The 20,702-nt window shown below is 64.6% G+C and carries 20 protein-coding genes and 1 tRNA gene; all 21 read left to right on the top strand.

The features are described 5' to 3' along the window. The first annotated feature begins 1 nt into the window (after window position 1). Window positions 2–1,036, top strand: coding sequence for a tRNA (adenosine(37)-N6)-threonylcarbamoyltransferase complex transferase subunit TsaD (gene tsaD, locus I7X39_RS02305; RefSeq protein WP_198109326.1), 1,035 nt, complete (start codon window positions 2–4; stop codon window positions 1,034–1,036). A gap of 155 nt (window positions 1,037–1,191) precedes the next feature. After that, on the top strand, window positions 1,192–1,461 hold the full coding sequence (rpsO, locus tag I7X39_RS02300) for a 30S ribosomal protein S15 (protein ID WP_198109325.1): 270 nt from the start codon (window positions 1,192–1,194) through the stop codon (window positions 1,459–1,461). A gap of 163 nt (window positions 1,462–1,624) precedes the next feature. Continuing rightward, window positions 1,625–3,742 (top strand): polyribonucleotide nucleotidyltransferase, encoded by a 2,118-nt coding sequence (pnp, locus tag I7X39_RS02295; RefSeq protein WP_198109324.1) that lies wholly within the window; start codon window positions 1,625–1,627, stop codon window positions 3,740–3,742. A 4-nt stretch (window positions 3,743–3,746) separates the two neighbouring features. Continuing rightward, on the top strand, window positions 3,747–4,742 hold the full coding sequence (locus tag I7X39_RS02290; RefSeq protein WP_198109323.1) for an NAD(P)H-quinone oxidoreductase: 996 nt from the start codon (window positions 3,747–3,749) through the stop codon (window positions 4,740–4,742). 2 nt (window positions 4,743–4,744) lie between these two features. Further along, entirely contained in the window at window positions 4,745–5,485 is a 741-nt protein-coding gene (gene tpiA / locus I7X39_RS02285; RefSeq protein WP_198109322.1) for a triose-phosphate isomerase, read from the top strand. 22 nt (window positions 5,486–5,507) lie between these two features. Continuing rightward, the gene (gene secG / locus I7X39_RS02280; protein ID WP_198109321.1) at window positions 5,508–5,918 is read left to right on the top strand and encodes a preprotein translocase subunit SecG; all 411 of its coding nucleotides are present in this window, start codon (window positions 5,508–5,510) and stop codon (window positions 5,916–5,918) included. A gap of 80 nt (window positions 5,919–5,998) precedes the next feature. Beyond that, window positions 5,999–6,083, top strand: a tRNA-Leu gene (locus I7X39_RS02275). A gap of 123 nt (window positions 6,084–6,206) precedes the next feature. Further along, window positions 6,207–6,566 (top strand): NADH-quinone oxidoreductase subunit A, encoded by a 360-nt coding sequence (locus tag I7X39_RS02270; RefSeq protein WP_198109320.1) that lies wholly within the window; start codon window positions 6,207–6,209, stop codon window positions 6,564–6,566. Window positions 6,567–6,569: 3 nt separating this feature from the next. Then, the gene (locus I7X39_RS02265) at window positions 6,570–7,046 is read left to right on the top strand and encodes a NuoB/complex I 20 kDa subunit family protein (RefSeq protein WP_198109319.1); all 477 of its coding nucleotides are present in this window, start codon (window positions 6,570–6,572) and stop codon (window positions 7,044–7,046) included. Between the two features lie 11 nt (window positions 7,047–7,057). Next, window positions 7,058–7,663 (top strand): NADH-quinone oxidoreductase subunit C, encoded by a 606-nt coding sequence (locus tag I7X39_RS02260; RefSeq protein ID WP_198109318.1) that lies wholly within the window; start codon window positions 7,058–7,060, stop codon window positions 7,661–7,663. Further along, window positions 7,663–8,916, top strand: coding sequence for an NADH-quinone oxidoreductase subunit D (locus I7X39_RS02255; RefSeq protein ID WP_198109317.1), 1,254 nt, complete (start codon window positions 7,663–7,665; stop codon window positions 8,914–8,916). The genes I7X39_RS02260 and I7X39_RS02255 overlap by 1 nt, the downstream gene beginning before the upstream one ends. Beyond that, entirely contained in the window at window positions 8,913–9,404 is a 492-nt protein-coding gene (gene nuoE / locus I7X39_RS02250) for an NADH-quinone oxidoreductase subunit NuoE (RefSeq protein ID WP_198109316.1), read from the top strand. The genes I7X39_RS02255 and nuoE overlap by 4 nt, the downstream gene beginning before the upstream one ends. A gap of 2 nt (window positions 9,405–9,406) precedes the next feature. Beyond that, window positions 9,407–10,738, top strand: coding sequence for an NADH-quinone oxidoreductase subunit NuoF (nuoF, locus tag I7X39_RS02245; RefSeq protein ID WP_198109315.1), 1,332 nt, complete (start codon window positions 9,407–9,409; stop codon window positions 10,736–10,738). A gap of 1 nt (window position 10,739) precedes the next feature. Continuing rightward, window positions 10,740–13,058 (top strand): NADH-quinone oxidoreductase subunit NuoG, encoded by a 2,319-nt coding sequence (gene nuoG / locus I7X39_RS02240; RefSeq protein WP_198109314.1) that lies wholly within the window; start codon window positions 10,740–10,742, stop codon window positions 13,056–13,058. Then, window positions 13,058–14,155, top strand: a complete 1,098-nt coding sequence (nuoH, locus tag I7X39_RS02235; RefSeq protein ID WP_198109313.1) for an NADH-quinone oxidoreductase subunit NuoH — start codon at window positions 13,058–13,060, stop codon at window positions 14,153–14,155. The genes nuoG and nuoH overlap by 1 nt, the downstream gene beginning before the upstream one ends. A gap of 11 nt (window positions 14,156–14,166) precedes the next feature. Continuing rightward, window positions 14,167–14,655, top strand: a complete 489-nt coding sequence (gene nuoI / locus I7X39_RS02230; protein WP_310739832.1) for an NADH-quinone oxidoreductase subunit NuoI — start codon at window positions 14,167–14,169, stop codon at window positions 14,653–14,655. 20 nt (window positions 14,656–14,675) lie between these two features. Next, window positions 14,676–15,305, top strand: coding sequence for an NADH-quinone oxidoreductase subunit J (locus tag I7X39_RS02225; protein ID WP_198109312.1), 630 nt, complete (start codon window positions 14,676–14,678; stop codon window positions 15,303–15,305). Further along, window positions 15,305–15,616: an NADH-quinone oxidoreductase subunit NuoK gene (nuoK, locus tag I7X39_RS02220; RefSeq protein WP_198109311.1), complete on the top strand. Its 312-nt coding sequence runs from the start codon at window positions 15,305–15,307 to the stop codon at window positions 15,614–15,616. The genes I7X39_RS02225 and nuoK overlap by 1 nt, the downstream gene beginning before the upstream one ends. A gap of 4 nt (window positions 15,617–15,620) precedes the next feature. Continuing rightward, on the top strand, window positions 15,621–17,696 hold the full coding sequence (gene nuoL / locus I7X39_RS02215) for an NADH-quinone oxidoreductase subunit L (protein WP_198109310.1): 2,076 nt from the start codon (window positions 15,621–15,623) through the stop codon (window positions 17,694–17,696). Between the two features lie 16 nt (window positions 17,697–17,712). Continuing rightward, a complete protein-coding gene (locus I7X39_RS02210) occupies window positions 17,713–19,203 on the top strand; it encodes an NADH-quinone oxidoreductase subunit M (protein WP_198109309.1) in 1,491 nt (496 codons plus the stop codon). Window positions 19,204–19,221: 18 nt separating this feature from the next. Beyond that, window positions 19,222–20,700 (top strand): NADH-quinone oxidoreductase subunit NuoN, encoded by a 1,479-nt coding sequence (nuoN, locus tag I7X39_RS02205; RefSeq protein WP_198109308.1) that lies wholly within the window; start codon window positions 19,222–19,224, stop codon window positions 20,698–20,700. Window positions 20,701–20,702: the final 2 nt, after the last annotated feature.

Genomic DNA, 20,702 nt, shown 5'->3' with positions numbered 1-20,702 from the left:
AATGAGCTGGCGGGTCCTTGGCATCGAGTCCAGCTGCGACGAGACCGGGGTGGCGGTGGTGGAGTGCAGCCCAGGCGCCCCGCCGCGCCTGCTGGCGCAGGGGCTGCATAGCCAGATCGCCATGCACCAGGCCTATGGCGGCGTCGTGCCTGAGCTCGCCTCGCGCGACCACATCCGCCGCGTGCTGCCGCTCACGCGCCAGGCGCTGGCCGAGGCCGGGCTGGCCTTGGCTGATCTGGATGCCATTGCCTACACGCAAGGGCCCGGCTTGGCCGGCGCCTTGCTGGTGGGGGCAGGCGCCGCGGTGGCTTTGGCCGCCAGCCTGGGGCTGCCGGCCCTGCCGGTGCATCACCTCGAAGGGCATTTGCTCTCGCCCTTTCTTTCCGCCGATCCGCCCGAGTTTCCGTTCGTCTGCCTGCTGGTCTCTGGAGGCCACACGCAGCTGATGCGGGTGCAGGGCGTGAGTGAGTACGAGTTGCTCGGTGAGACCATTGACGACGCCGCTGGCGAGGCCTTCGACAAAAGTGCCAAGCTGCTGGGGCTGCCTTATCCAGGGGGCCCTCATCTGGCGCGTCTGGCCGAGCAGGGCAGGGCCGATGCCTTCCCGCTGCCGCGTCCGCTCCTGCACAGTGGCGATCTGAATTTCAGCTTTGCCGGCCTGAAAACCGCTGTGTTGACGCAGGCCCGCAAGTTGCCCGCGGGCGACGCGCAGACGCAGGCCAATCTGGCGGCCTCCACCCAGGCTGCGATCGTCGAGGTGTTGGTGCGCAAGAGTCTGGCGGCGCTCAAGCTGACGGGCCTGAAGCGCTTGGTGGTGGCCGGCGGCGTGGGGGCGAACCGGCGTCTGCGCGAGCAACTGAATGAGGCCTGCCAGCGCCGCGGCGTGCGCGTGCACTACCCGGAGCTGGCCCTGTGCACCGACAACGGCGCCATGATTGCGCTGGCCGCCGCCATGCGCTGGCAGACCCAGGTGGCGGATGCCCAGCCCACCTACAGCTTCGAGGTGCATCCTCGCTGGCCATTGGCCATGGTCTGATACACTCCGCAGGTTTTGCGCCAGCCAGGTGCAGAGCCGTCGCAAGACGCATCGCACGACGAGGGTCGGTTTCACTCTCGCTCGCAAGTCCAACCCCGGAAACCGCTCGACCCGACCGCAGGTTTGGCGACGGCTTTCCAACACCAGGAAACACCATGTCCGTCGCCGATCTGAACAAAGCCGATATCGTCAAGGCCCACGCCCGTGCCGCCAATGACACCGGCAGCCCCGAAGTGCAAGTCGCTCTGCTGACCGCTCGCATCAACGAGCTGACCCCTCACTTCAAGGCCAACCCCAAGGACCATCATGGCCGCCGCGGCCTGCTGAAGATGGTCAATTCGCGCAAGCGCCTGCTGGCCTATCTGAAGAGCCGTGACAGCGCCCGCTACGTCGAGCTGATCAAGAAGCTCGGCCTGCGCAAGTAAGCACCCCTTGAGAGAGCCTGCCCCGCAGGCTCTTTCTCCATCCCGCCGGAGACCCGCAACCCGTGATCGCGTGTGCCATTCCAAAGCCGCTGCGTGCAGTGCCTTTGGAATGACATGGCGAACGGCTTGCCGAGCCCGGCTCTTTTCCTTCTAGGAGCCATTCATGACCATGTTCCAAAAAGTCAGCAAGACCTTTCAATGGGGATCGCACACCGTCACGATGGAGACGGGTGAGATTGCCCGCCAGTCGACCGGCGCCGTGCTGGTCAACATCGACGACACCGTCGTGCTTGCCACCGTCGTGGCGCGCAAGGAAGCCAAAGCCGGCCAGGACTTCTTCCCTCTGACTGTCGACTACATCGAGAAGACCTATGCCGCCGGCAAGATCCCCGGCAGCTTCTTCAAGCGCGAGGGCCGCCCCAGCGAGTTGGAGACCCTAACCAGCCGCCTGATCGACCGTCCGATCCGCCCGCTGTTCCCGGAAGGCTTCTTCAATGAAGTCCAGGTCGTCATCCACACCCTGAGCCTGAACCCCGAGGTGCAGGCCGACATCGCCGCCATGATTGCCACCAGCGCCGCGTTGGCGGTGTCGGGTATTCCGTTCAATGGCCCGATCGGTGCGGCCCGCGTGGGTTACATCAACGGCGAATACGTGCTGAACCCCGGCAAGACCGAACTGGCCAACAGCAAGCTCGACCTGGTGGTCGCCGGCACCGAAGCTGCCGTGCTGATGGTGGAGTCGGAAGCCGACCAGCTGAGCGAAGAGGTGATGCTCGGTGCCGTGGTGTTCGGCCACGAGGCAGGCAAGACCGCCATCAATGCCATCCACGAACTGGTTCGTGACGCCGGCAAGCCGAGCTGGAACTGGACCGCCCCGGCCAAGAACGAAGAGTTCATCGCCAAGGTCACCCAGTTGGCCGAGGAAGCGCTGCGCGCCGCCTACCAGATCCGCAGCAAGCAGGCGCGTACCGAGGCTTGCCGTGCCGCCTACGCCAACGTGAAGTCCGCGCTGAAGGAAGCTGGCACAGAATTCGACGGCGTCGAGGTCGACAACCTGCTGTTCGAGATCGAAGCCCGCATCGTGCGCAGCCAGATCCTGAACGGCGAGCCGCGCATCGATGGCCGCGACACCCGCACCGTGCGCGCCATCGAGATCCGCACCGGCCTGCTGCCGCGTACCCACGGTTCGGCTCTGTTCACTCGTGGCGAAACCCAGGCCCTCGTGGTCACCACCCTGGGTACGGACCGCGACGCGCAACTCATTGACGCCCTGGCCGGTGAGTTCAGCGACCGTTTCATGCTGCACTACAACATGCCTCCGTTCGCCACCGGCGAGACGGGCCGCGTGGGCAGCCCCAAGCGCCGCGAAATCGGCCACGGCCGCCTGGCCAAGCGAGCACTGATGGCCGTGCTGCCCAGCAAGGAAGAGTTCCCCTACACCCTGCGCGTGGTCTCGGAGATCACCGAGTCGAACGGCTCGTCGTCGATGGCCTCGGTCTGCGGCGGCTGCCTGGCCATGATGGACGCCGGCGTGCCGTTGAAGGCGCACGTCGCCGGCATCGCCATGGGCCTGATCAAGGAAGGCAACCGCTTCGCCGTGCTGACCGACATCCTGGGCGATGAAGATCACCTCGGCGACATGGACTTCAAGGTGGCCGGCACCAACGGTGGCGTTACGGCGCTGCAGATGGACATCAAGATCCAGGGTATCACCAAGGAAATCATGCAGGTCGCCCTGGCTCAGGCCAAGGAAGCCCGCCTGCACATCCTGGGCAAGATGGTTGAGGCCGTGGCAGGTGCGAACACCGAGGTCTCCGACTTCGCGCCGCGCCTCTACACCATGAAGATCAATCCCGAGAAGATCCGTGACGTGATCGGCAAGGGCGGCGCCACCATCCGCGCGCTGACCGAAGAGACCGGCACCACGATCGACATCGGTGACGACGGCACCATCACCATCGCCTCCACCGATGCAGCCAAGGCCGAACTGGCCAAGAAACGCATCGAGGACATCACCGCCGAGGCGGTGATCGGCAAGGTCTACGAAGGTCCGGTCGTCAAGATCCTCGACTTCGGCGCCCTGGTGCAGATCCTGCCGAACAAGGATGGCCTGGTGCACATCAGCGAGATCGCCCATCGCCGCATCGACAAGGTCACCGACGTGCTGAAGGAAGGCGAGATCGTCAAGGTCAAGGTGCTGGACACTGACGAGAAGGGCCGCGTCAAGCTGTCGATCAAGGCCCTGGTCGATCGGCCGGCTCCGGCTCCCGCGCAGGAGTAAGACCTTGCGAGGCATTGGCTTTGCGCAGCCGGGCGGTCCAGAGGTGCTCACCCTGGGTGAGCACCCGGAGCCGCAGGCCGGCGCGGGCGAATGCCAGATTCGCGTGGTGGCGTCGGGCGTCAATCGTCCCGATGTGCTGCAACGCAAGGGCCTATATCCACCGCCGCCGGGCGTCAGCCTGCTGCCGGGCTTGGAGGTCGCCGGATTCATCGAGTCCGGTGACGCCGACGCCCTGCAGGCGGCCGGTTTGTCGCTCGGCGATGCCGTGTGTGCCCTGGTGGCGGGTGGGGGCTATGCCGAGCGCTGCGTGGCGCCGATTGCGCAGTGCCTGCCCGTGCCGAAGGGTTGGAGCTTGGTGGAAGCCGCCGGGTTGCCGGAGACCTGCTTCACCGTCTGGTCGAACTTGTTCGATCAAGGGGGTCTGCGGGCGGGTGATCGCGTGCTGATCCACGGCGGCTCCAGCGGCATCGGCGTGAGCGCGATCCAACTGGCCAAGGCGTTTGGTGCCCAGGTCTGGGTCACGGTGGGCCATGCCGACAAGGCCAAGGCCTGTCTGTCCCTGGGGGCGGATGGGGCCATCAACTACCGCGAGCAGGACTTTGTCGCCGAAGGACTGCGCGCGACTCAGGGGCGGGGCTTTGACCTGATCCTCGACATGGTGGCGGGCCCCTATATCGCCCGCAACCAGCAGGTGCTGGCCGAAGAGGGGCGCCTGCTGGTGATTGCGGTGCAGGGCGGAACCAAGGCTGAGTTGGACGCCGGCGTCTTGTTGCGAAAGCGTCAGCGCATCAGCGGCAATACCCTGCGCAGCCGCCCGTTGGCCTTTAAGGCGGCGATCGGGGCGCAGTTGCGGGCCAAGGTCTGGCCCCTGTTGGCGCAAGGTGTCGTGCGCCCGGTGATCCATCGGGTCTGGCCTGCGGCCCAAGCGGCCGAGGCGCACCGCGAACTGGAGGCTGGGGCACATGTCGGCAAGCTGGTGCTGTCCTGGCAAGGAGATTGAAGATGCAACGCAAGAAATTGGTGGTTGGCAACTGGAAGATGCATGGCGGCAAGGGCTTCATTGAGGCGCTGCTGGCCGAGCTGAAGGGCCGCGGTCCATGGCCCAGCGATGTGGCGGTCTGTCCGCCGGCGCTCTACCTGCCGCAGTGCGAGCAACTGCTCGCCAGCACTCCTATCGCCTGGGGTGCGCAGGACGTGTCCGCGCACAACGGACAAGGGGCCTACACCGGTGAAATCTCAGCCACCATGCTGAAGGAGTTCGGCGCGCGCTACGCCATCGTGGGTCACAGCGAGCGCCGCAGCTACCACGCCGAGAATGACCAGCTGGTGGCAGCCAAGGCCAAGGCGGCGCTGGCACAGGATCTGACCCCGATCGTCTGCGTGGGCGAAACCCGTGCCGAGCGCGAGGCCGGTCACACCGAGGCGGTGGTCCAGCGGCAGCTGGGTACCTTGATCCGCAACCTCGGTGCTCGCATCGGCGAGGTGGTCGTGGCTTATGAGCCCGTTTGGGCTATCGGCACCGGCCTGACGGCGAGCCCGGAGCAAGCCCAGGACGTGCATGCCCGACTGCGCCAACAGCTGCTGGCCGCAACCCCTGCTGCAGCACAGATGCGCATCCTGTACGGCGGCAGCGTCAAGCCGGACAACGCCGCGCAGCTGTTTGCTCAACCCGATATCGATGGCGGGCTGATCGGTGGGGCGGCCTTGAAGGCGGCCGACTTCGACGCGATCTGCCGCGCCTGAACCCAATAAGGAGAACCTGACGATGCAATTCCTGATGAATCTGTTGCTGGTGGTGCAGTTGCTGAGTGCGCTGGCCATGATCGGCTTGGTGCTGGTTCAGCACGGCAAGGGTGCCGACATGGGGGCCTCTTTTGGTGCAGGTGCCTCGGGTACCTTGTTCGGTGCCACCGGCAGTGCCAATGTGTTGTCCAAGTCGACGGCCATCTGTGCCACGCTCTTCTTCGTGTGCACGCTGTTCCTGGCCTACTTCGGCAACGCACGCAATAGCGCGGGCACGGACAAGGGTTCCTTCCTGGATGCCCCGGCTGCCGTGGCCTCGCAACCGGCCCAAACGGGTGCCGCCGCCATTCCCGGGCTTGCTGCACCAGCCGCCAACCTGGCCTCGGCTCCGGCTGCGGTTGCATCGGAAGCTTCGGCCCCTGCAAAAGACTAAATTTTCGCTATAGAATGCGAGGCTGTTCGCTGCAGACCAAACCTCACTGGTCCGAGCAACGCGGCGAATAGTGAAAACAAGCGGTCGTGGTGAAATTGGTAGACACGCTATCTTGAGGGGGTAGTGGCGAAAGCTGTGCGAGTTCGAGTCTCGCCGACCGCACCAAATTCCAGCGGCAATCTCTCGATTGACGAATCGCAAAGACGGGCGCTTAGCAATACCAGCCAAGCGCCCGTTTTCGTTTCTAGCGCGTAACATGCCGCGGTTTTTTGCCCGGCAGACATGACCATGAGTTTGGAACAGTACCTCCCTGTCATCCTTTTCATCCTGGTCGGTGCCGCCGTCGGCGTCATCCCCCAAGTGCTCGGCGCGCTGCTGGGCCCGCATCGCCCTGATGCGGCAAAGAACTCCCCTTACGAATGCGGCTTCGAGGCCTTTGAAGACGCGCGCATGAAATTCGATGTGCGCTATTACCTCGTGGCCATTCTGTTCATCCTGTTTGACCTGGAAATTGCCTTCCTGTTCCCTTGGGCCGTTGCGCTCAAGGAAATCGGACCGACGGGCTTCTGGGCCATGATGGTTTTCCTCGGCATCCTCGTCGTCGGCTTTGCCTACGAGTGGAAAAAGGGCGCGTTGGACTGGGAATAAGCAATGGGTATTGAAGGCGTTCTCAAGGAAGGCTTCGTCACCACCTCGGTCGACAAGCTGATCAACTGGTCCAAGACCGGCTCGCTGTGGCCGATGACCTTTGGCCTGGCCTGCTGCGCGGTGGAAATGATGCACGCCGGTGCGGCGCGCTATGACATTGACCGCTTCGGCATGCTGTTTCGCCCGAGCCCGCGCCAGAGTGATCTGATGATCGTGGCGGGCACGCTGTGCAACAAGATGGCGCCGGCGCTGCGCAAGGTCTACGACCAGATGGCCGAGCCCCGCTGGGTGCTGTCGATGGGTAGCTGCGCCAATGGCGGTGGCTACTACCACTACAGCTATTCGGTGGTGCGCGGCTGCGATCGCATCGTTCCCGTGGATGTCTACGTGCCGGGCTGCCCGCCCACCGCCGAGGCGTTGCTCTATGGCGTGCTGCAACTGCAGGCCAAGATCCGCCGCGAAAACACGATTGCCCGCTGAAGGCACAGCCGATGAGCGTTACCCCTTGTTTGGACCGGCTGGAAACCAGCCTCAAGAATGCGCTCGGCGAGCGCATCCGCAAACTGACCCGGACCCTGGGCGAGATCACCGTGGAAGTGGCGGCAGCCGATTACTACGCCGCCGCCAAGACCTTGCGCGATCACTCCGAGCTGCGCTTCGAGCAGTTGATCGACCTCTGCGGCCTGGACTACTCCAGCTATGGCAACGCCGCCTGGGAAGGCCCCCGTTTTTGCGTCGCCTCGCAGCTGCTGTCGGTCAGCTTGAACCAGCGTGTGCGGCTGAAAGTGTTCGCGCCCGACGATGACCTGCCCCTGGTGGCGTCCGTCACGCCGCTGTGGACGTCGGCCAACTGGTTTGAGCGCGAGGCTTTCGACCTCTACGGCATCTTGTTCGATGGCCATGAGGATCTGCGCCGCATCCTCACCGACTACGGCTTCATCGGCCACCCGATGCGCAAGGACTTCCCGGTGTCGGGTCACGTCGAAATGCGCTACGACGCCGAACAGCGCCGCGTGATCTACCTGCCGGTGTCCATCGAACCGCGTGAGATCACGCCGCGCGTGATCCGCGAAGACCACTACGGGGGTCTGAACTGATGTCCGAAATCAAGAACTACACCCTCAACTTCGGCCCCCAGCACCCGGCAGCGCACGGGGTGCTGCGCCTGGTGCTGGAGTTGGACGGCGAAGTGATCCAGCGCGCCGATCCGCACATCGGTCTGCTACACCGCGCCACCGAAAAGCTGGCGGAGAGCAAGACCTACATCCAGTCGCTGCCCTATATGGACCGGCTGGATTACGTCTCGATGATGTGCAACGAGCACGCCTACTGCCTGGCCATCGAGAAGATGCTGGGCTTGCAGGTGCCACTGCGCGCCCAGTACATCCGTGTCATGTTCAGCGAGCTGACCCGCCTGCTGAACCACCTGCTCTGGCTCGGTTGCCACGGCCTCGACTGCGGCGCGATGAACATCTTCATCTACGCCTTCCGCGAGCGCGAAGACATCTTCGACATGTACGAGGCGGTGTCGGGTGCGCGCATGCACGCGGCCTACTTCCGTCCGGGCGGCGTTTACCGTGACCTGCCGGACGTGATGCCGCAGTACCAGGCCAGCAAGGTTCGCAACGCCAAGACCATGGCCAAGCTGAACGAGAACCGCAAGGGCTCGCTGCTGGACTTCATCGAAGACTTCACCAAGCGCTTCCCGGCCTGCGTGGACGATTACGAGACCCTGCTGACCGACAACCGCATCTGGAAGCAGCGCACCGTGGGCATCGGCGTGGTCACGCCGGAGCGCGCGCTGAACCTGGGCTTCACCGGCGCCATGCTGCGCGGCTCGGGCATCGCCTGGGATCTGCGCAAGCAGCAGCCGTACGACTGCTATGCGGACCTCGACTTCGACGTGCCGGTGGGTGTCAACGGTGACACCTACGACCGCTATCTGGTGCGCATGGAAGAGATGCGCCAGAGCAATCGCATCATTCAGCAGTGCGTGGCCTGGCTGAAAGCCAACCCTGGTCCGGTGATCACCGACAACCACAAGGTGGCGCCGCCGGCCCGCGAGTCCATGAAGTCGAACATGGAAGAGCTGATCCACCACTTCAAGCTCTTCACCGAAGGCTTCCGCGTGCCCGAAGGCGAGGCCTATGCCGCGGTAGAGCATCCGAAGGGCGAGTTCGGCATCTACATGGTCAGCGACGGCGCCAACAAGCCGTACCGCCTGAAGATTCGCGCCCCCGGCTTCGCGCATTTGGCGGCGCTCGATGAGATGAGCCGCGGCCACATGATTGCGGACGCAGTGGCCATCATCGGCACCATGGACATCGTGTTCGGCGAGATCGATCGATGAGCAGCTACACCTTGAGTGACGCGACGCGCGCCCGTTGGGACCGCGAAGTCGCCAAATACCCTGCAGAGCAGAAGCAGTCGGCCGTGATGGCCTGCTTGTCCATCATCCAGCAGGAAGAAGGCCATGTCTCGCGTGAGTCCGAGGAGGTGCTGGCGGCCTATCTCGGCATGGCGCCGATTGCGGTGCACGAGGTCACGACCTTCTACAACATGTACAACCAGCAGCCGGTTGGCAAGTTCAAGCTGAACGTCTGCACCAACCTGCCCTGCCAACTGCGGGGTGGTCAACAGGCGCTGGAGCACGTGCTGAACAAGCTCGGCGTGGAGGCCGGCGGCACCACGGCCGACGGACTCTTCACCGTGCAGCAGTGCGAGTGCCTGGGTGCCTGCGCTGATGCGCCGGTGATGCTGGTCAATGACCGTCAGATGTGCAGCTACATGAGCCACGAGCGGCTCGACGAGCTGCTCGACGTGCTGAAGAAGGCCTGAGCATGATCGACCTGTCGAAATTCCAGAGCACCGGCGACCTGACCTGCTTCCACGGGCGCCACATCCAGCCGCAGATCTATGCCGAGCTGAACGGCAAGAACTGGGGCCTGAAAGACTATGAGGCGCGCGGCGGCTACCAGGCCCTGCGCAAGATCCTGGCCGCTGATGGCGGCATGACGCCCGAGCAGGTGATTGCCGAGGTCAAGGCCTCGTCGCTGCGCGGCCGCGGCGGCGCCGGTTTCCCCACCGGTCTGAAGTGGAGCTTCATGCCGCGCCAGTTCCCGGGTGCGAAATACCTGGTCTGCAACTCGGACGAAGGCGAGCCGGGCACCTGCAAGGACCGCGACATCCTGATGTTCAACCCGCACTCGGTGATCGAGGGCATGGCCATCGCGGCCTACGCGATGGGCATCAGCGTGGGCTACAACTACATCCACGGCGAAATCTTCGAGGTCTACGAGCGCTTCGAGGCCGCCCTTGAGGAGGCCCGTGCCGCCGGCCTGCTGGGCGACAAGATCCTCGGCTCCGGCTTCAGTTTCCAGCTGCACGCCCATCACGGCTTCGGCGCCTACATCTGCGGCGAAGAAACCGCGCTGCTCGAATCGCTGGAAGGCAAGAAGGGCCAGCCGCGCTTCAAGCCGCCGTTCCCGGCCAGCTTCGGCCTGTACGGCAAGCCGACGACGATCAACAACACCGAGACCTTCGCCGCAGTGCCCTGGATCATCCGCAACGGCGGCCAGGCCTACCTCGAAGTGGGCAAGCCGAACAACGGCGGCACCAAGATCTTCTCGGTCAGCGGTGACGTCAACCGTCCCGGCAATTACGAGGTGCCGATGGGTACGCCCTTCAGCACCCTGCTGGAGTTGGCGGGCGGGGTGCGCACAGGCCGCACGCTGAAGGCCGTCATTCCCGGCGGCTCGTCGGCGCCCGTGCTGCCGGCCGACGTGATGATGCAGTGCACGATGGACTATGACTCCATCGCCAAGGCGGGCTCGATGCTGGGTTCGGGCGCCGTCATCGTGATGGACGACTCGCGCTGCATGGTGAACTCGCTGCTGCGCCTCTCCTACTTCTACATGCACGAGAGCTGTGGCCAGTGCACGCCCTGCCGTGAAGGTACGGGCTGGATGTGGCGGGTGATCGAGCGCATTGCGCATGGCAAAGGCCGCCCGGAAGACATCGACCTGCTGAACAGCGTGGCCGACAACATCCAGGGCCGCACCATCTGCGCGCTGGGCGACGCCGCCGCCATGCCGGTGCGCGCGATGCTCAAGCACTTCAAGCACGAATTCGTGCAAATGATCGAAGCCGCCAACGCGAAGAAGGCCGCCTGAGATGGTTGAAATCGAAATCGACGGCCAGAAAGTGGCCGTACCAGAAGGCAGCATGGTCATGCATGCGGCCGAGAAGGTCGGCACCTATGTGCCGCACTTCTGCTATCACAAGAAACTGAGCATCGCGGCCAACTGCCGCATGTGCCTGGTCGACGTCGAGAAGGCGCCCAAGCCCATGCCCGCCTGCGCCACGCCGGTCACGCCCGGCATGATCGTGCGGACCAAGAGCGAGAAGGCGGTCAAGGCCCAGCAGGGGGTGATGGAGTTCCTGCTCATCAACCACCCGCTTGACTGCCCGATCTGCGACCAAGGTGGCGAGTGCCAGCTGCAGGATCTGGCGGTGGGCTATGGCGGAAGCAAGAGCCGCTACACCGAAGAAAAGCGCGTCGTCTTCCACAAGAACGTCGGCCCGCTGATCTCGATGGAAGAGATGAGCCGCTGCATCCACTGCACCCGCTGCGTGCGCTTCGGTCAGGAGATCGCCGGCGTGATGGAGCTGGGCATGCCCAACCGGGGTGAGCACAGCGAGATCACCACCTTCGTCGGCCGCACGGTGGATTCCGAGCTGAGCGGCAACATGATCGACCTCTGCCCGGTCGGCGCGCTCACCAGCAAGCCCTTCCGCTACAGCGCCCGCACCTGGGAGTTGTCGCGCCGCAAGAGCGTGAGCCCGCATGATTCGACCGGCGCCAATCTGATCGTTCAGATCAAGAACAACCGCGTGCTGCGCGTGGTGCCGCAGGAGAACGAGGCCGTCAACGAGTGCTGGATCGCCGACCGCGACCGCTTCAGCTACGAGGGCCTGAACGCCGACAACCGCCTGACCCGCCCGATGCTCAAGCAAGGTGGCGCCTGGCAGATGGTGGACTGGGCGACGGCGCTCGACTACGTCGCCAAGGGTCTGAGTGCCATCCGCACCGAACACGGGGCCGGCCAGCTGGCGGCACTGGTGTCGCCGCATGCCACCCTGGAAGAGGCGGCCCTGGCCGCGCAACTGATGCGCGCGCTGGGCAGTGAAAACATTGATGCGGCGCTGCGCCAGCAGGACGATGCATTGCGCGCCGCCCAGGGCGAGGCCTTCACGCTGGGCCGCAGCATCAGTTCGCTGTCGCAGCTCGATGCGGCCTTCGTGATCGGTGCCAACCTGCGCAAGGACCATCCGCTGTTCGCACAGCGCCTGCGCCAGACCGCACGGCATGGCGCTGCCATCGCCGGCCTGCACGCCGTGGCGGACGATGAGGCCATGCCCGTGCGTCTGCAAGCGCTGCGTCGTCCGGAGCAGTGGGTGGGCTTCCTGGCCGAAGTCGCAGCGGCCGTGGCCGAAGGGCAGGGTGGCCAAGCGCCCCAAGCCGTGGACGCCGTGTCGGCTGAAGCGCGTTCGATCGCCACCCTGCTGAGTCAGGGCGACCACAAGGCCCTGCTGCTGGGCAACGCGGCGGCGGAGCATCCGCAGGCCAGCCAGCTGCATGCGCTGGCCAGCTGGATTGCGCAAGCCTGTGGTGCCACGGTGGGTTTCTTGGGCGAAGCGGCGAACACCGTGGGTGCCCAACTCGCCGGTGCACGCCCCGGTCCCGGTGGCCGCAGCGCCCGCGCTCTGCTTAGCGAAGCGCCCGCCAAGGGTGTGCTGCTGGTGGGAGCCGACCCCTTGCTGGACGTTGCCAATGCCCAGGCGGCCGCCGCGGCCTTGAAGGGCGCCGACATGGTGGTCGGCCTGGCCAGCCACCGCACGGATGCCCTGCTGGATCTGGCCCATGTGCTGCTGCCCATGGCGCCCTTTACCGAGACCTCTGGCAGCTTTGTCAACGCTGACGGCACGCTGCAAAGCTTCGTCGGCGTGGTGCCCCCGCAAGGCGAGGCACGCCCTGGCTGGAAGGTCCTGCGCGTGCTCGGCAATCAGCTTGGGCTGCCCGGCTTTGACTTCGAATCCAGCGAGCAGGTTCGTGCGACGCTGAACCTCGAAGTCAAGCCGGCCGCTGCTGCGGCGCTCCAGGCGCCCGCGCAAGCCGACATGTCCTCGCTGGTGCGGCTGAACGAGCTGCCGCTCTACGCAAGCGACATGTTGGTGCGTCAGGCGGCAAGCCTGCAGAGCACCCGCGAGGCGCGAGAGTCCGCCACGGTGCAACTGCCGGCCGCACTCTTCGCCCAACTGGGTCTGAAGGACGGTGAGATGGTGCGCGTCAGCCAGGGGCAGGGTTCGGCCCTGCTGCCGGCCCGCTGCAATGCCCAGCTTGCCGAGGGCGTCGTGCGCATTGGCGGCGGCCTGGCCGAGACCATGACCCTGGGTGCCGGCTTCGCAGCCGTCGCCGTGGAGAAGGCCTGATGATCGACCAACTCTATGCACTGGGTACTCAGTACCTCGGCGGCTTCTGGCCGGTGGTCTGGAGCCTGCTGAAGATCGTCGCCGTGGTGGCGCCGCTAATGCTGTTCGTGGCCTATCTGACGCTGTGGGAGCGCAAGGGCATCGCGCTGTCGCAGCTGCGCCCAGGTCCGAACCGTGTGGGCCCCTACGGCCTGCTGACGCCGATCGCCGATGCGGTCAAGCTGATCTTCAAGGAGGTCATCCTCCCTGCCGCGTCGAACAAGGGCCTCTTCTTCCTCGGCCCCATCATGACCATCATGCCGGCGCTGGCTGCCTGGGCCGTGGTGCCCTTCGGGCCCGAGGCGGCGGTGGCCAATGTCAATGCCGGCCTGCTGTTCCTGATGGCCATCATGTCGATGGAGGTCTACGGCGTGATCATTGCCGGCTGGGCCTCGAACTCGAAGTACGCCTTCCTGGGTGCGATGCGCGCATCGGCGCAGATGGTGAGCTACGAGATCGCCATGGGCTTCGCCCTGGTGGTGGTGCTGATGGTCAGCGGCTCGCTGAACATGACCGACATTGTCATGGGCCAGGCCAAGGGCATGTTTGCCGAGAAAGGCCTGAACTTCCTGAGCTGGAACTGGCTCCCCCTGCTGCCGATCTTCATCGTCTACTTCATCTCCGGTCTGGCCGAAACCAACCGCCATCCCTTCGACGTGGTCGAAGGTGAGTCAGAGATCGTGGCCGGTCACATGATCGAGTACTCGGGCATGAGCTTCGCCATGTTCTTCCTGGCCGAGTACGCCAACATGATCCTGGTTTCGGTGCTAGCCGTGACCATGTTCCTGGGTGGCTGGGCAGCGCCCGTGAGCTGGAGCCTGTTCGGCCTGCAGACGCCGGAATTCATCCAGTCGACGATGGCCCTGTGGAACTGGTTGTGGCTGTTTGCCAAGACTTTCGTGGTGGTGACCTTCTTCCTCTGGGTGCGCGCTTCGTTCCCGCGCTTCCGTTACGACCAGATCATGCGTCTGGGCTGGAAGATCTTCATCCCGATCACCCTGGTCTGGCTCGTCGTGGTGGGGCTGTGGATCCAGTCCCCCTGGAACATCTGGAAATGAGGGCCTGAGCAGTGCGCGCACTCATCGATTTCATCAAGAGCTTCATGCTCATCGAGCTGTTCAAGGGCATGGCCCTGACCGGACGGCACTTCCTGGCTCCCAATATCACCATCCAGTTCCCGGAGGAAAAGACGCCGCTGAGCCCGCGCTTCCGGGGCCTGCATGCGCTGCGTCGCTACGAGAACGGTGAAGAGCGTTGCATTGCCTGCAAGCTCTGCGAAGCCGTTTGCCCGGCGATGGCCATCACGATCGAGAGCGATGTGCGCGCCGACGGCTCGCGCCGCACGACGCGCTACGACATCGACCTGACCAAGTGCATCTTCTGCGGCTTCTGCGAAGAGAGCTGCCCGGTGGACTCGATCGTCGAGACGCCGATCTTCGAGTACCACGGCGAAAAGCGCGGTGACCTGTACTTCACCAAAGAGATGCTGCTGGCCGTGGGCGACCGCTACGAGCCCCTGATCGCCAAGACCAAGGAGGCGGACGCCAAGTACCGCTGAGGTACGCAGGCGCACACACCATGAACACGACCACCGCGCTGTTCTATCTGTTCTCCGTCGTGCTGCTGGGCGCGAGCTTTCGCGTCATCACCGCGAAGTCCACCGTCCACGCCGCGCTGTTCCTCGTGCTGGCCTTCTTCAACGCCTCCTGCATCTGGATGCTGCTGAAGGCCGAGTTCCTGGCCATCACGCTGGTGCTCGTCTACGTCGGCGCCGTGATGGTGCTGTTCCTGTTCGTCGTCATGATGCTCGACGTGCACACCGACAAGGTGCGCACGGGCTTCTGGAAGCATCTGCCGCTGGCGGCCTTCATTGGCGTGCTCGTGGCGCTGGAGATGGCCGCCGTGCTGCTCGGCGGCTTCCAAGTGCAGGAGGCGGCTCCGCTCAGTGCCGAGGCCATCCGCCTGGGCAACTCGAAGATGCTCGGCATTGCCATCTACACCGACTACCTGTACCCGCTGCAGATCGCGGCCGTGCTGCTGCTTGTGGGCATCATCGCCGCCATCGCGCTGACCCTGCGTGAGCGCAAGGACTCGCGCTGGCAGGACCCGGGCCAGCAGGTGCGCGTCAAGGCGAAGGACCGGGTGCGCCTGGTCAAGATGGAGGCCGTCAAGCCCGCGCCGGCCCAAGAACCCCAAGGAGGCGCCTGATGGGTGCGCTGACTCTCGGCCATTTCCTGACGCTGGGCGGATTCCTGTTCGCCCTGTCGGTGATCGGCATCTTCATGAACCGCAAGAACCTGATCGTGCTGCTGATGGCCATCGAGCTGATGCTGCTGGCGGTCAACCTGAACTTCGTTGCCTTCTCGCATTACTTGGGCGACATGGCAGGGCAGGTGTTCGTGTTCTTCATCCTCACCGTCGCGGCGGCCGAATCGGCCATCGGCCTGGCCATCCTGGTCGTGCTGTTCCGCAATCGCAGCTCGATCCGCGTGGATGAGCTCGACGCCTTGAAGGGTTGACGGAATGACTCCGAGTTTGAACCCCAATCTGCTGCTCTGGGTGCCGCTGGCACCGCTGATCGGTTGCATCCTGGCTGGCTTGTTCGGCAAGAGCATCGGCCGCCGCGGCGCGCACATGGTCACCATCCTCGGCGTGGCCATCGCAGCCGTGATCTCGCTGATGACGCTGAAGGCCGTGGCCGTCGATGGTGCGCGCTTCAGCGGCACGATCTACGAATGGATGGTCGTCGGTGGCCTGAAGATGGAGATCGGCTTCCTGGTCGATGGCCTGACGGCCATGATGATGGTGGTCGTGACCTCGGTGTCGCTGATGGTGCACATCTACACCATCGGCTACATGCACGAGGACCCTGGCTATCAGCGCTTCTTCAGCTACATCTCGCTATTCACCTTCAGCATGCTGATGCTGGTGATGAGCAACAACCTGCTGCAGCTGTTCTTCGGCTGGGAAGCGGTGGGTCTGGTCTCGTACCTGCTGATCGGCTTCTGGTACACCAAGCCCACGGCGATCTTCGCCAACATGAAGGCCTTCCTGGTCAACCGCGTGGGTGACTTCGGCTTCATCCTGGGCATCGGCCTGCTGGTGGCGTACGCCGGTTCGCTGAACTACGCCGAGATCTTCGCCAAGAAGAACGAGCTGGCGCAGATCCAGTTCAGCATGCCGCTGTGGGGCGACCACTGGATGCTGATCACCGTGGCCTGCATCTGCCTGTTCATCGGTGCGATGGGCAAGAGCGCGCAGTTCCCGCTGCACGTCTGGCTGCCCGATTCGATGGAAGGCCCGACGCCGATTTCGGCGCTGATTCACGCCGCCACCATGGTGACGGCGGGCATCTTCATGGTGGCGCGCATGTCGCCGCTGTTCGAGCTCTCCGACACCGCGCTGAACGTGGTGCTGGTGGTCGGCTCGATCACCGCGCTGTTCATGGGCTTCCTGGGCATCATCCAAAACGACATCAAGCGCGTGGTTGCCTATTCCACGCTGAGTCAGCTCGGCTACATGACGGTGGCGCTGGGTGTGTCGGCTTACTCGGTGGCCGTGTTCCATCTGATGACCCATGCCTTCTTCAAGGCTCTGCTGTTCCTTGCCGCTGGCTCGGTCATCATCGGCATGCACCACGATCAGGACATCCGCAACATGGGTGGTCTGAAGAAGTACATGCCGATCACCTGGATCACCAGCCTGATCGGTTCGCTGGCCCTGATCGGCACGCCCTTCCTCTCGGGCTTCTACTCGAAGGACAGCATCATCCTGGCAGTCGGCGGCTCCAACCTGCCGGGCGCCACCTTCGCGCAGATCGCGGTCACCGTGGGCGTGTTCGTCACCGCCTTCTATTCCTTCCGCATGTACTTCCTGGTCTTCCACGGCCCGGAGCGTTTCGGCCAGGCCCACCATGGGCATGACGCTCACCACGCGGACGCTGACCACCACCATGGCCTGGCGCCGGGCGAGAAGCCGCACGAGACCCCCTGGGTGGTCTGGGTGCCTCTGGTGGCGCTCGCCATTCCCTCCCTGGTGGTGGGTGGCCTGACCCTGGTGCCGATGCTGCAGGGCGACTTCTTCAAGGACGCCATCACCATCAATGGCGAACTGCACAAGGGTCTGGCCCATGTGCTGCCGCATGTCGAGCATGGCGCCATCGCCATGGGCTTGCACGCCTTCGTCAGCCTGCCGTTCTGGCTGGCGGTGGCGGGCGTGGCGATGGCCTACTGGTTCTACATCCTGCAGCCGGCCATCCCGGCGGCGATCGCGCGCGCCCTGCGCCCGCTGATCACAGTGATGGAGAACAAGTACTACATGGACTGGATCAACGAGCAGATCTTTGCCCGCGCCGCGCGCGGTCTGGGTGTGGGTCTGTGGAAGGGCGGTGATGCCGGTCTGATCGACGGTGTCCTGATCAACGGCTCGGCCAAGCTGGTCGGCCTGCTGGCGCGAGTCATGCGCTTGGCGCAGAGCGGCCACCTGACGGCGTACGCCTTCGCCATGATCCTGGGCGTCGTGGGCCTGATGAGCTGGAAGCTCTGGCCCACGATCGAGCCCCAGCTGCGGGCCGTGATGTCCCAGCTGTCGGGCCAGTGAAGCCGGAGAACAAGAAATGCAATGGTTGAGTCTTTCGATCTGGCTGCCCGTGGTGTGCGGCGCCTTGCTGCTCACCTTGGGCAAGCCGCAGCAGGCTGGCCTGGTGCGCTGGCTGGCGCTGCTGGCGGCGCTGGTCAGCTTTGCGGTCACGCTGCCGCTGATCACGGGTTTTGACGTCGGCAGCGCCGCGCTGCAGTTCACCGAGAGTCATCTCTGGATCGAGCGCTTCAATGTGCGCTACGCCCTGGGCGTGGACGGCATCTCGGTCTGGTTCGTGCTGCTCACCGCCTTCATCACCATCATCGTGGTGGTGGCGGGCTGGGAAGTCATCGAGGAGCGCGTCAACCAGTACATGGGCGCCTTCCTGATCCTCTCCGGCCTGATGGTGGGCGTGTTCGCGGCTGTGGACGGCCTGCTGTTCTACGTGTTCTTCGAAGCCACGCTGATCCCGATGTACCTGATCATCGGCGTGTGGGGCGGGCCGCGGCGCGTGTACGCGGCCTTTAAGTTCTTCCTCTACACCCTGGCCGGCTCACTGCTGATGCTGCTGGCCCTGCTGTACCTGTACTTCCAAAGCGCCAAGGTCACCGGCGTGGGCAGCTTCGACATCCTGGCTTGGCACCAGCTGCCGCTGCCGATGAACGCGCAGACCCTGCTGTTCTTCGCCTTCTTCGCCGCCTTTGCGGTGAAGGTGCCGATGTGGCCGGTGCACACCTGGTTGCCGGATGCCCACGTCGAGGCGCCGACCGGTGGCTCCGTGGTGCTGGCCGCCATCATGCTGAAGCTGGGGGCGTACGGCTTCCTGCGCTTCTCGATGCCGATCACGCCGGATGCCGCGCATGCCTACGCACCCTTCGTCATTGCCCTGTCGCTGATCGCCGTGATCTACGTCGGCCTGGTGGCGATGGTGCAAAAGGACATGAAGAAGCTGGTGGCCTATTCATCAGTGGCCCATATGGGCTTCGTGACCCTGGGCTTCTTCATCTTCAACCCGCTGGGTGTGGCCGGCGGCCTGGTGCAGATGATTGCGCACGGCTTCGTCTCGGGCGCCATGTTCCTGTGCATCGGGGTGCTGTACGACCGCGTGCATTCGCGTGAGATCGCCGACTATGGCGGTGTCGTCAACACCATGCCGAAGTTCGCTGCCTTTGCCGTGCTGTTCGCCATGGCCAACTGCGGCTTGCCGGGCACCGCAGGCTTCATTGGCGAGTGGATGGTGATCCTGGGCGCGGTGCAGATGAACTTCTGGATCGGTGCTCTGGCGGCCACGGCCCTGATCTTCGGCGCCGCCTATTCGCTTTGGATGGTCAAGCGCGTGTACTTCGGCGCGGTGGCCAACGACAACGTGAAGCAACTGACCGACTTGAACTCGCGCGAGTTCTGGATGCTGGGCACGCTGGCCATCGCCGTCATCGCCATGGGCGTCTACCCCAAGCCGTTCACCGATGTGATGAACGCCTCGGTGGACCAGCTGCTGCGGCATGTGGCGGTCTCCAAACTGCAGTAAGCGGCCAAGGACAAGAAGATGACGTACATGAACTGGTCCGCCCTGACGCCCGAGCTGCTGCTGCTCGGCATGGCCTTGGTGGTTTCGATGGTCGACCTGTGGGTCAAGGATCCGGGCCGACGCCCGACCTACTGGCTCAGCCAGCTGACCCTGCTGATGGTGGCCGGCCTGCACCTGTGGAAGTTCCACAAGGGCTACAGCGTCGTGGCCATGCAGGGCCTGGTGGGAACCGACCCGCTCAGCCACCTGCTCGCCGGTCTGTCGGCGCTGGTCACCGCCGGCGTGCTGCTGCTGTCACGCCCCTATGCCCAGGCTCGCGAGATGCTGCGTGGGGAGCTGTTCACGCTCAGCCTCTTCATGCTGCTCGGCGTGTGCATCATGGTCTCGGCGCGTCACTTCCTGGTGATCTACCTCGGCCTGGAGCTGATGAGCCTGTCGCTTTACGCGCTGGTGGCGCTGCGGCGTGACCATGCCGTCAGCACCGAAGCTGCGATGAAGTACTTCGTGCTGGGCGCGCTGGCCTCGGGCTTCCTGCTGTACGGCCTGTCCATGATGTACGGCGCCACAGGTTCGCTCTCGATTCCGCAGGTCTATCTGGCGCTTTCCAGCGGCCAGGTGAACCAGGGCGTGCTGGTGTTCGGCCTGGTGTTCATCGTCGCCGGCCTGGCCTTCAAGCTCGGCGCCGCGCCCTTCCATATGTGGGTGCCCGACGTTTACCAGGGCGCGCCGACGGCGGTGACCCTGTTGATCGGTACTGCGCCCAAACTGGCCGCCTTCGCCATCACCCTGCGCCTGCTGGTCGAGGGACTGTTCACGCTGGCGGTGGATTGGCAACAGATGCTGCTGGTGCTGTCGGTGATGTCGATGATCGTCGGCAACGTCGTGGCGATTGCGCAGACCAACATCAAGCGCATGCTGGCCTACTCCACCATCGCTCAGATGGGCTTCATGCTGCTGGGTCTGGCCAGCGGTGTGGTCAAGGGCGACGCCCTGCCGGCCGCCAGCGCCTACAGCTCCTCGCTGTTCTACGCGGTGACCTATGTGTTCACCACCCTGGGCAGCTTCGGCATGGTGATGCTGCTGGCCCGCCAGGGCCACGAGGCTGAACAGCTGCAGGACTTCGCGGGCCTGTCCCAGCGCAGCCCCTGGTATGCGCTGGTGATGACGCTGCTGATCCTGTCGCTGGCCGGCATCCCGCCGACGGTGGGCTTCTACGCCAAGCTCTCGGTGCTGCAGGCCATGATCGCTACGCAGGAGCCGCTGTACTTCCAGCTGGCCGTTCTGGCGGTGCTGCTCTCGCTGGTGGGCGCCTACTACTACCTGCGCGTCATCAAGCTGATGTGGTTTGATGCCCCGGCCGAGCGCCAGGCCATCCAGGCACCCTGGGATGTGCGCGCACTGCTGAGCTTCAACGGTGCGGCCGTGCTGGCGCTGGGCATCCTGCCGGCGGGCCTGATGGAGGCCTGCAAGCAGGCCATCGTCGGCTCGCTCGCCTGAGG

Origin of the sequence: Inhella proteolytica (assembly GCF_016093275.1) — a bacterium.
GTDB classification, from domain to species: Bacteria; Pseudomonadota; Gammaproteobacteria; order Burkholderiales; family Burkholderiaceae_C; genus Inhella; species Inhella proteolytica.
This window is presented reverse-complemented; position numbering and strand designations above follow the sequence as displayed.